Source organism: Nesterenkonia ebinurensis, from assembly GCF_008711175.1.
In the GTDB taxonomy this organism is placed as follows: domain Bacteria; phylum Actinomycetota; class Actinomycetes; order Actinomycetales; family Micrococcaceae; genus Nesterenkonia; species Nesterenkonia ebinurensis.
In genome coordinates this window covers 41,480-53,018 of record NZ_VWNF01000041.1, presented here as the reverse complement: position 1 = coordinate 53,018, position 11,539 = coordinate 41,480, and the positions used below count along the sequence as shown (strand labels likewise).

General features: G+C 58.6%; 9 protein-coding genes and 1 pseudogene. 7 read left to right on the top strand and 3 right to left on the bottom strand.

All coding sequences use genetic code 11. The features are described from left to right. Positions 1 to 105: 105 nt before the first annotated feature. From F0311_RS11545 to F0311_RS11535, 3 genes are all read right to left on the bottom strand, one after another. Entirely contained in the window at positions 106 to 1,671 is a 1,566-nt protein-coding gene (locus tag F0311_RS11545) for a gamma-glutamyltransferase (protein WP_223881292.1), read from the bottom strand. Positions 1,672 to 1,907: 236 nt separating this feature from the next. Beyond that, positions 1,908 to 3,113 carry a PucR family transcriptional regulator gene (locus F0311_RS11540; protein ID WP_150462092.1) on the bottom strand — a complete coding sequence of 402 codons (1,206 nt, stop codon included), beginning with the start codon at positions 3,111 to 3,113 and terminating at the stop codon, positions 1,908 to 1,910. Positions 3,114 to 3,185: 72 nt separating this feature from the next. Continuing rightward, complete coding sequence (locus tag F0311_RS11535) at positions 3,186 to 4,307, bottom strand: FAD-dependent oxidoreductase (RefSeq protein ID WP_150462091.1); 1,122 nt, start codon at positions 4,305 to 4,307, stop codon at positions 3,186 to 3,188. Positions 4,308 to 4,660: 353 nt separating this feature from the next. Here F0311_RS11535 and F0311_RS11530 point away from each other — a divergent pair, with 353 nt between their 5' ends. The 7 genes and pseudogenes from F0311_RS11530 (at position 4,661) to F0311_RS11500 (ending at position 11,484) form a co-directional block, all read left to right on the top strand. Further along, positions 4,661 to 6,295 carry an ABC transporter substrate-binding protein gene (locus F0311_RS11530; protein WP_191089899.1) on the top strand — a complete coding sequence of 545 codons (1,635 nt, stop codon included), beginning with the start codon at positions 4,661 to 4,663 and terminating at the stop codon, positions 6,293 to 6,295. Positions 6,296 to 6,316: 21 nt separating this feature from the next. Next, positions 6,317 to 7,264 carry an ABC transporter permease gene (locus F0311_RS11525; RefSeq protein WP_150462089.1) on the top strand — a complete coding sequence of 316 codons (948 nt, stop codon included), beginning with the start codon at positions 6,317 to 6,319 and terminating at the stop codon, positions 7,262 to 7,264. Further along, positions 7,261 to 8,136, top strand: coding sequence for an ABC transporter permease (locus F0311_RS11520; RefSeq protein ID WP_150462088.1), 876 nt, complete (start codon positions 7,261 to 7,263; stop codon positions 8,134 to 8,136). The genes F0311_RS11525 and F0311_RS11520 overlap by 4 nt, the downstream gene beginning before the upstream one ends. After that, on the top strand, positions 8,133 to 9,974 hold the full coding sequence (locus F0311_RS11515; protein ID WP_223881291.1) for a dipeptide ABC transporter ATP-binding protein: 1,842 nt from the start codon (positions 8,133 to 8,135) through the stop codon (positions 9,972 to 9,974). The genes F0311_RS11520 and F0311_RS11515 overlap by 4 nt, the downstream gene beginning before the upstream one ends. 159 nt (positions 9,975 to 10,133) lie before the next feature. Next, positions 10,134 to 10,427: pseudogene (locus F0311_RS19100) on the top strand (membrane dipeptidase); the annotation flags it as partial. A 432-nt stretch (positions 10,428 to 10,859) separates the two neighbouring features. Continuing rightward, positions 10,860 to 11,057 (top strand): hypothetical protein, encoded by a 198-nt coding sequence (locus tag F0311_RS18110; protein WP_191089898.1) that lies wholly within the window; start codon positions 10,860 to 10,862, stop codon positions 11,055 to 11,057. A gap of 130 nt (positions 11,058 to 11,187) precedes the next feature. Next, a complete protein-coding gene (locus tag F0311_RS11500) occupies positions 11,188 to 11,484 on the top strand; it encodes a hypothetical protein (protein ID WP_150462086.1) in 297 nt (98 codons plus the stop codon). The last annotated feature ends 55 nt before the right edge of the window (positions 11,485 to 11,539 follow it).

Below are 11,539 nucleotides of genomic sequence, written 5' to 3'. Positions count from 1 at the left end.
GGAGAAATTGGCGTGAGGGAAGACGTCCGTGGAGTTGCCCGCAAACAGTACGGGCTGTGTCGAACCGTCCTGGTTGTGCCAGGGCGATGCTCTTGAATCGCTTCTTCAGTAGCCTCCAGCCGAGCCTTCGCGCCGAGGGTCGGTACTGGCGTGCAACACGCCGTTTTCACGCCAGGCAGCTTGGTAGCTGCCCATGTGGTAGTCGTAGGTCGGTAAGGGGTTGGCTAGCACACCCAATTGTGCGAGCTCGCTGATGTACTTCTGACTAACCCTGCTCTCCACCGAGAGAATGTAGTTGTCTGTCAGCGGCAGCATCCGGGGGAGTTCCGAGGCCTGATCCGGGTTCTTTCCGTAGAGCAGTAGATTGGCAAGTACCTGGGGCACAGTGCAGTGGACATTGCCTGGACTGCCCAGCGAGATCTTAACCTCTCCGTTTCGACGGATCATGGTATTGCTCAAAACTGCACGCATGCCGCCGCTTCCAGCCAGCCAGCCAGAGATACCTGACGTCAGGGCGTTGGTTTGGTGGCTTCCCACCATAGGTACGCCACCGACCACTTCACCTGGGATACCTCCGCTTTGCAAGGTATTCATCATCTGCGCCCAGTTGCCTTCCGCGTCGACGGCAGTCAACTCGCAACTGCCGGCTGGCTGCTTCGATGCCCCACTAGCTGCTTGCAATGCGTTCTTACCGTGGGTCAGTTCTACATGTTGACTCAGGTCGATCTTGGGCAGGCTACCGCGGAGCTTCTTGGCCAGGAACTGATGGAATTCAGGGTCCATCAGAAGGGAACTGGGGTCCTCGAAGAGGGAGGGATCATTGATGAAGCCGGTCTCCAGGTGCGCTAGTCGGAGCGCATGGGCCATGTAATAACCTGCTAGGGCGACTTCGGTGAAGTGCCCTATAGAAGGCAGGTCCAACGCATCAAGGACACCGAGCACGATAGCGCAATAGACTGCCTGTCTGTCGGGGGCAGACAGTTGCGAGATCTCGTAGTCTCCGAGTGTCCAGGTCGTGGGCTCAGACCAGCGTGGCGTCCAGTCGAGATGGTCCAGCGTGATTAACCATCCGAGCTCATTTGCCCGGGCCACAAACTGCTCTGCCCACTTCCCCGTGATGAAGTAATCCGGCCCCTCTGAGGCAAGACCTGCCATTGTCTCAGCAAGTTCAGGGCTGGCCCACACCTCGCCGACCTGGGGCAGGTGGCCATTCGGCGTGAAGTGCTTCCGCCCAGAGTCCGTGTACAAGAAGAAGTCGACGGTTTGTGCCATAACCAGGTGTTCGAAGGATGTCACAAAGTGACCTTCACTGGCGGCCTTCACCGCTGGTGCAACGAGGTCACTCCAGTTTTTGGTCCCGAACTTTTCGTGGATCGCCTTCATCCCCGGTATGAAGCCTGGCAGAACTGACATGGGCCCGCTGCTGCCGACAGGTGAGTAGAGGCCTTTTCCGCCGGGGACCGGACGGTGAGCAGGTAGTCCTGGGACGATCCTGCCCATGGAGTTGAGTTCGGTAATCTCTCCAGTTTGGGATGAGTAGAAGAGTCCTGTGACGGTGCCTGTATGGTTGGTCATGTCCTGCTGAATCACAGCTTGGATGATGCTGCCGGCAACCACTGCATCCGCGGCGGTCCCTCCCGAACGCATGACATACAGCATGGTTTCAGTCACTGTCGGATGCTGGCTAGAGGCCACAGCCTGATCTGCAGTGGCGTACCCTTTGGGGCCAACACATCCACTACCAGTTGCGAATTCGAATGGTGTCTCTTTCTGACTCATAGCTGCTGTCTCCATCTCCGTGTTTTGTTTCCTTCCAAGCAAGGTAGCTGTTTACCTGCCATCCCGGTATGGCGGAATGGTCGGAGATGCCAACGGACTGTTTCGGCAGTTGTAGGGATGAAACAGTGCTATTGAGCCGTCGAAAGCCGGAGAATCTTTAACCCAAGGTGTGCGACAAGCCGGTCGTCACCGTCCGATAAATCGAGACCCGTCAGTTCCTGAATGCGATGTAAGCGGTAATAGAGACTTGTTCGATGGGCGAAGAGCTGTTCAGCGGTCGCCTTCACATTGCCAGCGTTGTCCAGAAAGACCTCGAGTGTGTGTATTAAGGAGTCAGTCCGAGGCCGCTGCTCCATGAGTGTGCGCAGGCCTGGGTGGAGCATCGAACTCAAAGTTTCTTCTGGTACTTGAGCGAGAAGTTCGTAGACGCCCAACCGTTCCACGGCTGTAACCGGCTCAAGGATCTTCACCCGACGGGAAGTCCGTGCGGCTCGAAGGGCTTCATGATAGGAACGCCAAGCAGCCGCGAGATCGTTGCGAGAACGCCCGATGCCGATCCAGCACTGCTTGGCATCCGACTTGTTGAGAACGGCTTCGCGGAGGGACTCTCCGACCGAGAGAAGGTTGGCACGAGCGTCAGTCTTCCCTGAGTCCGCTAGAATCAGCAGCACGTGGTCACGTTGCTCCAGAGTCAGGACATGGCGCGAAGGGCACTTGCTCCGTACTGCAGCCAGCCCTGATGCTAGGGCGAGTTGATCCTCCTGGGTGAGTTCCGGGCCCTTGTGCTCAATTTCGGCGACGATGACGGCGAAGTTCCTTGGGACAAATAGGTTTTCTTTGCCGATCTCGACTGCTGCTGACTGCCGCTGGTCCTCGCTGTCACTGACGAGGAGTTCCAACAATTCGCGCTCACGTCCCCGGTCTAGTCCTACTTGTAGGTATTCGCGGTGCATGAGGAGTGCTGCCTCAGTGGCCGCACGTCTGGCCTGGTCATCGTGTTCTTCACTGACCGGCCCCTCGACGCTGAGCAGCCAGAGGAAACCAAACAAGGTTCCCTGATAGATGATCGGGTAACCGATCCTGGAGTCTACGAGCCCGAGGTCTTGGCGGGGAGTGACTTTGTAAAGCCCGGTCGCTTCGTCTTTGCAGTCGTAGACATGCTTGACGATCTCCTGCGGAACCGCGCGCCGGAGGATGGACTCGGCGCGAGCTGGATCAACTTCGCCCCGGTGAGGGCTGTGGGCGAGTAGCTGGACGTGCTTGTTGTCGATGGCCACCGAGCGCTCCAGCCTGTCCGCGAGGCCCTCTGCGAGCTGCTGAAGGTTCGCCGTCATGCCGTGGATTTTATCACCCGGTCTCCGGCCCAATGCGGGTCCTGTTAGCTGTATCCCGTGCAGGTGTCTGTGTCAGGCGATGAAACGACCCGCAGCAAACTGCGGGATTGGACGTGCTTTGGACTCGGTGACGAAATCAGCCAGCACCCGGCCGATGGCCGGAGTGAACTTGGCACCTTGTCCTGAAAACCCGGCACCGAGAATGAAAGGGCCTCGGCGGTCGAGAATGAAAGCTTCGTCGGATGACATCGTATAAGTGCAACTGATATCTGTGAACTGCTCGGGATCGACACCAGGTAGGTACTCTCGAGCGTAGCGCTGGAGAGCCCGCATCATCATCGGTTCGTACTGAAATGAACGGTTGTCCGGATCCACATGAATGCCTACGCCGTGCCAGCCAGCCTTGATGCCTTCGCCTGGAGTGAGCATCCCGTATATGTCCGAGTACCAGTAGTCGTACTGCGGATCCCCGATGATCCGCCGGTGATTGAAGCTCGGCCACGTCGCGGCCTCGTTATTGATCGCAAAGTGCGCTGGCTGCTCCTGGGTAACATACAGTCGGGGGTAGCTCAGCTGTCCGCCGATGAACTTGTTGGTCCATCCCCCTACGGTCACCACTACCTGGTCGGCGAGATAGGTGACGGAGTCAGTCACTACCTCTACTTGCCCATTGGCGGTCTCGGCGACCTTGAGGACCGGTGTCTCGTGCCGGACATGTCCGCCGAACTTTTCGGTGGTTGCCTGAAATGCGGGGATGGCGGTAGACGGATCCAACCGGCCGCCATCCGGTGTGAAGAGAATCTTAGTGTCGAAGTTGATTCCGGACCACCGCTCGCGGGCCTCGTCGACGGATAACCATTGTGCTGAGATGCCGTGAGCACGCAGGACCTCCACATGTTGAGCTGGCACGCCTTTCCCGTGGTTCGTCATGCCCAAAAGATTTAGGACCGAGACGTCTGCATCTGCCTCCAACTCGCGCCAGAGGCGGCCCGCCTCCTTGACGAGGGCCAGGTAGTGCTCCTCGACGTAGCCGACATTGAAGTTCCGCGTGGTCCCGTGGGAGGCGCCGATCTTGTGCAGTTGCCCGAACTGCTCAAGCAGTGTGACTTCGCGCCCGCGCTTCGCGAGTTGCCAGGCGGTCGCTGATCCCATCAGACCACCACCAACCACAACGGTTTCGATCCGTTCTGTCATTGCCGTCCTCTCTCGTGACATCGAGGCTCGTGCCAGCAACAGAGTTGTCTGGGAGCTTGGTTCAGTAGAAAGTCAATCAAGCGAGTGTTGTATGACGCTTCGACATTTGTGCCAAGCTGCATTCGCTGATTGCGACGGATGCATGGCGCGACCTTAGAAGTCGCGTGGTTTAGTGATTGTTTACCGGTACCTGAGTTCCGCAGAGACTACTTTCCGAAGTAGATCGAGTATCAATTTAACACAGAATTAACAGAATTAGTAACATGGAATTAACAAGCTCTGCTGGTCACCTGGGCCGGCCTCGCTATTCCTCCAGCTTCGACCCCTCAAGCCCAGGTTCGAAAGGAATGCAAATGAACACAGCCATCACAACTCGACCACGCAGAGAGGGCGTGCGCCTCGGTGTGAAACTGGTGACCCTGGCGTCCGCCGGAGCATTGGTGCTCGCAGCATGCTCGGGTGGCTCCCCTGAAGGCGGAGCCGGCTCGTCCGAGCCCGACGGTGAGGTGGTCGTCGAAAACTTTGAGATGAACTTCTTCTCCTCACCGAACTCCCTAGATGTCGCCCGACATTTCGATGCCAACACGATGGGCATCATGTCACTGTTCACAGAGCCTCTCGAGCGACTCTCCGGTGATGGCTCCCTTATCCCGAACCTCGCCGAAGAGGTGACGCAACCCGACGATCTTACTATCGTCTACACGATCCGTGAGGGGGTGCAGTTCAGCAATGGTAAAGAACTCACCGCTGAGGACGTGGCGTGGACCATCGATCACGTCTCCGACGCTGAGGCCGGGGCCGCCACGTCTTCGAACCTCTCAGCAGTAGCCTCGGCTGAGGTCACTGGCGAGTACGAAGTAACAGTGTCGCTGCATACTCCGGACCCCTCTGCCAGGGCGAACCTCGCCCTTGTTGCACTGGTGCAGGACTCTGAATTCGCGGCAGAGAATGCAGCGGAACTCGGTCAGCCCAGTGCGATTCCTGTCGGCACCGGTCCTTACGTGGCAATCTCCAGCAGTGCTGAAGCGGTCGAGCTGGAGCGCAATGACAATTACTGGGGCGATGCCCCTGTACCCGAAACGATCACTGCAAGCTTCCTCGACGCCGACGACACCGCACAGCGGGCCATGCAGTCCGGTTCTCTCAACGGAACGTTGGTGTCTAACTCCGTGGCCCTCCCGCAGTACGAGAACATCCCTGGTGCGAGTATCTACTCGATTCCAGCTCTACAAACATACTTCATTGCACTCGACGTAACTGCCGAACCTTTCGACGACGTCCATGTCCGTAGGGCAGTTGCGCACGCTATCGACCGGGAAGGCATCATGCATGCCGCATTCGGAGAAGGCGCCAGTATCCTACCTGCGCTGATCCCGGCTGGAACACTGACGCCGCTTTCATCCGAGGCTGAGGTCGACGAGTTCTTCGAGAGCCTGGAACTGATGACATTCGATCTCGACGCCGCTGCCGAGGAACTGGCGCAATCGCAATATCCGGACGGCTTCGAGGTCGAGCTCGCTGTCACATCCGGTACGTGGATGGAGCTAGCTGCTTTGAATCTCCAGGAGAATCTGACTCCGCTGGGCGTGACCGTCAACATCACATCGGTTACGAGGCAGGAGTGGATTGATCGGATATTCAGCGATAACACGACAGAGATGTGGCCAATGTCACTCGGTGCATCAGTACCCGATCCAAGAATTCTCGCCCAACTCGTCACTGAACCAGATGGTACCTTCAATCTGGCAAACTGGGCACCAGAAGACCTGCAATCGCTTGCCACGGATCTGACGGAGTCGGCAGACGAGGAGCTTCGGTTCGAGGCCGCCACCACCATACTCACGCGAATCTCCGAAGAAGTTCCTTACATTCCTCTGTACCAGCCCGAATTCACCATTGTGCTCGCGGACGGCTTCGCACTGACAGAGACCCCAACAGTGATTGACATGGCAAGCGGACTCTGGATGCAGAACCTGGTCGCCGAGTAGTATTCGAAAGGCCGAGTTCACGTGGTCGTATTTCTGGCAAAAAGGTTAGCTTCGCTCATCGCTGTCCTGTTTATCGTGAGCATCCTGATCTTCAGCCTGCTCGCGCTGAGCCCGGGTTCCATCGTCTCAACACTGATTGGTACCCGGCCAGCGACTCCGGAGCTGATTGCTGCTCTAGAGGAACGATATCGGGTCAACGACCCCTACCCAGTTCAATACTGGCACTGGTTGACGAATGCGTTCCAGGGAGATCTGGGCCACTCAGTGCGGACCGGGGAACCAGTTGTTAGCGTGATCGCATCGCGACTGCCGTTGACCCTGCAACTCGGGGCGTATGCACTGATCCTAGTGGTCGCAGTTGGGATTCCTCTCGGCATGCTGGCTGGGATGCGCCGTGGTCGCCCAGTGGACCGGATAACGAGTACAGTCGCGATCGTTGCGATGAGCGCCCCGGCCTTTGCTGTTGCAATTCTTTTGATTTGGGTATTCGGGGTATGGCTTGAATGGCTGCCCGTTTACGGTGCCGGCGATGGGTTCTTCGGACGGGTGTACCACCTCACGTTGCCGGCCGTGTCATTAGCCGTCGCGATGGCAGCCGTGCTTCACCGGCAGACTCGGGCTGCCACGATGCACGTTATGGATCAAGATTACGTGACCTTCGCAAGGTCCAGGGGAGTGTCGCGCATGCGGATTCTCATTCGTTACGCGTTGCGCAATACATCGTTGCCAATTGTCACGTCTGCAGGAGTGATACTCATTGTCGCGTTGTCGGGTGCCGTGCTCGTCGAGAGAGTGTTCGCACTCCAAGGAGTTGGAACCCTCATGATCGAGTCAGTAGATTACAACGACCTTCCTGTCGTCCAGGGACTTGCCATGCTCCTCGCGTTACTCATCATTATCATCAATCAGCTCGTGGATCTGCTGGCTCTGGTCATCGATCCGAGGACCCGGATGAGAGGACGCTCATGACGCCCGAGGTGCCTCGCTCCGCCATAGGCCGGGGGTTTCGGCGATACATCGCTAAGATTCCGCGGGGAGCCCTGGTCAACACTCTTTGTATCGCTGTAATAGGAGCTGTTGTCATCTGCGCCATTCTAGGTGAGGTGATCGCCCCTTACGATCCCAGGGCACAGGACCCGCTTCGAGGGGTCTCCCCGCCCGGGGATGGTCATCTATTGGGAACTGATGTGCTCGGAAGGGATGTCCTCTCGCTCCTCATCGCCGGCGCACGGTCGGCCGTGGTGGGCCCCGTCGTCGTAGCGCTCGGTTGCGGGCTTATCGGGGGGCTCCTCGGTCTCTTGGGTGCCTACTACGGTGGCACCCTCGACGCGGCAGTGAACCGCCTGGCGGACCTGATCTACGCCCTCCCTTCCATCATCGTCGCGATTGTCGTTGTCGGCGTGATGGACGGCGGCTACTGGTCGGTGGCCGCCGTCCTGACATTCCTCTCCTTGGCCTACCAGATCCGCATCATCCGTAGCGTCACGATGGCACAAATGTCATTGCCCTATGTCGAGGCGGCAAAGACCTCAGGCCTCTCGGACACTCGCACGATTCTGGCACATATCCTGCCGAATATCGTTCCGACGGTTCTGGCGACCCTGCTCCTCGACTTCGTAACGGCGATGATCGGATATGCGGCGCTCGCCTTCCTCGGGATCGGCATTCCGCCGGGAGCACCGAACTGGGGAGCAATGATCGCCACCGGGCAGACCTACATCTTCATCAACCCCTGGTTGTCCGTGGCTCCGGCGATCCTTCTCATTCTGACAGCGACCTGTGTGACGCTTCTAGGCGATCAGCTTCATGAGGCCGCGGGTAGAAAGGCAGCTATACGGTGACTGGACTCCAGGAGCGAGAAGACCTCACGACGGCAGAGAATCTGCTGTCGGTATCGGGGCTGACCATTCGTACTGGCGATGGTCGAACCCTGGTTCGGGAAGTGTCGCTAGAACTTCGACGCGGGGAGACTCTGGGCATCGTCGGTGAGTCCGGAAGTGGTAAGTCATTGACCGCCCGCGCGATCACAGGACTCCTTCCCCGAGGCCTGGAAGCATCAGGCGGGGCAGTCCTGGACAGCATCTCTACCCTCGATGCTCCGGAGTCTCGACTGCGCAAGATTCGCGGCCGCAAGGTGGCGCTGCTCATGCAGGACCCATTTACCATGCTGAATCCGTTGCAGACGGCTGGAACCCATATCATCGAGTCTTTGCCGAAGGGAGCGATCAAGCGAGGCGCGGTGGGAGCAGAGATCGAGCGGCGGTTATCCGAGGTGGGACTGGCCGCAGATGTCGCAGAACGCTATCCCTTCCAGCTCTCGGGCGGCATGCGCCAGAGACTGGCGACGGCATGTGCGCTCGCGGGAGATCCCGAGCTCCTGATCGCTGACGAGCCCACGACTGCTCTGGACGTCACCACTCAGAGCGAGGTGCTCAATCTCCTCAGAGAGATCCAAGCTGAGCGCCACATGGCGCTCATCCTCATCACCCATGACCTGGGCGTTGCCTTCTCGGTATGTGACCGCATTCAGGTCATGTACGCCGGATCCACAGTCGAAGAGGGACCGGCACAAGCGCTTGTCAAGACCGCTGGACATCCGTACACCGTCGGCCTCAAGCGCGCCGAACCTCCCTTTAGGCACTACGCGCCGGAGCTGAGCACAATCCCCGGCCGGGTCCCCTCCGCTGACTCCGTATGGAAGCAGTGCGCCTTCGCGGCACGGTGTTCCTGGGTCTCTGATCAGTGTCTAGAGGAGCGCCCCTCGCTTCAACCAGTCGGAGATATGCGACGCACTGCATGTGTGCGTATCGATGAGATCGACGAAGAGCTGCAGGCTGAGATGGGCATCATCGCGCAGGAAGGCAAGCTCCCAGATATTGGTGCGGCGCAGCCGTTGCTGGAGATTTCCGACCTGGAGAAGTCATATAGGGTTTCGCCGCTTCTTGGGCGGACGCGTACCGTGCCTGCGCTCAAAGGGGTGTCATTCGGTCTCAGAACTGGGGAAGCGCTTGGGCTGGTAGGTGAGACTGGCTCCGGGAAGAGCACCATCGCCCGGCTTCTGCTCGGTCTGACCAGCGCGGAAAGTGGGCGGATCATTTTGGGTGACCTGGATCTGTCTTCGTACAAGAGTCTCAGCGGCCGGGAGCGCAGGGAGGCCCGCCGACGGATCCAGATGGTCTTCCAAGATCCCTACTCTTCACTCAACCCCGCCAGAACCATCGGCGGAACGTTGAGCGAGGTATTGCAGATCAGTGGCCGCCGAAAGATCGGTACCAGCGTGGCCGACTTGCTTACTCAAGTGGGGCTTCCTGCAGATTACGCCTCGAGGCTGCCATCTGGACTTTCCGGAGGTGAGCGGCAGCGCGTGGCGATCGCCCGGGCTTTGACGCTCGAACCCGACTTGCTGATATGCGATGAACCGGTCGCAGCCCTAGATGTCTCGGCCCAAGCGCAGGTGCTTGAGCTGCTGAGGGATCTTCGGGCCCGTCATCAGATGGCGATGCTGTTCATCACACATGACCTCGCTGTAGTGCGGCAAGTGGCAGAACGGCTGATTGTGTTGCGTCATGGCGAGGTCGTTGAGAGTGGCTCAGTGGAGCAGGTGCTTGAGGCGCCGCAGCACCTCTACACCAAGAAGCTCGTCCAAGCGGTTCAGCAGACTCGAGGAGAGGGGGACTGAGTAGAGCGTACCGGAAGCACCGTTCAGCTAAAGACAGGCGCTGCGGATCCCCGCGTATGCGCGACCGTAGCCAATCTACACAACGACCTGATCCTGCTAGTCGATCACTTCGACCGCCGTGACCTAGACGACTAGTTCTAAGAGTTCTGGCTACCTGAACTACGGGCTGGAGGCGTTAACGTCCGGGTGCTTCCCGTCTGGGTCGAGGAGGTCTTTCAGTCAGAAGGAGCGCTGCGGCGTACTCTGCTCCTCGTCGAGCGCATCCACAGGTTGATGGAGGACCATCCCCAACTTGTCTTGTGCCTCAGCGGCCATGACGGTCGCAAGGCAGTGAAGGCAGACCGTATCGCGATCAAGATCGCACTTGAGAGACTACATAGGTTGGGGCAAGATACGGAGCTGATTGGCACTATGTGGCGAGTTCGCGTACGCGTCGTCTCGCTGCGCTTCTGAGCCGAACACATATGGCGGACGGAAGTGAGCTCGACGAGATTCCTCATGTGGAGGCCTCAGCCCCCATGGGATCGAGGTGCTGCAGGAGATGGAGGGTTCGGTGTCGTCTTCGATATTAGTCATCTTGGTGTTACCGGTGTTGATGATGTTCTCGAAAGCGCAACCCGGCCATTCCTAGCCATTCATCCAGCATGACGTGCGGCCAGCTGGACAGGGCCTTAGTAAAACCGGGGCGTGATGCAGGTTACCTGGGCATCGCCTTAGAGTCCTCCCATAGTTCTCCCAAAACCCCCTGTTTTGGCTTTTCTTCGCCCCCGTGTTGTGGTCATGATGGAGTCAGTTCACCTAGGGCTGTGCAGACAGACCGGGTGCAAGGCGGAAAGCCCGCCCAGCATCAGACCTGATGCAATGCATATACGGAGGTAACAAGCTATGGCTGCTACCGATAACAAGCTTCGTTCAATCGCAGGGATCCTCGGTATCGGATCCATCGCCCTCGTGGGCATCACTGCCTGCGATGACAACGGCGATGTGGAAGACCCCGAGAACGGGGTCGAAGAACCAGCCCCTGAGGAGGATCCCGCTGAAGAGGATCCTATGGATGAGGACCCTGACGACGAGGACGCATAAATCTGTCACTCTTCACGGTGAACCCCCTCCGGCCAAAGGCCGAGAGGGGGTTCACCGTTGATAAGGGAAAACTCAATACAAGCTGAACATCAACTACCTCAGAACTGATTACTCTAGGAGGTCACTTCCGATGGCAGAGATCACTACCAGCAAGTTCCGTACCGCAACCGGTATCCTCGGCGTAGGCGCCCTGGCGCTCTTCGGCGCCGCCGCCTGCGATGACAACGGTGACGTGGTCGACGATAACGGCAACGGCGACATCGTTGACGATAACGGCACTGAGGACAACGGCGGCCTCGACGACGACAACGACGCTCCGGAGGACAACGGGGATGCTGACGAGGACGCTCCCGGCGTCGGCGATGACGAGGACGATGACAACGGCCTCTTCGACGATGACGACGAGGATGATGACGGCGATCTGTAGTTGAGGCGCAGTCACCTCTGAGACGCACAGAGCGCCCCGGCCGGAGATCCGCTCC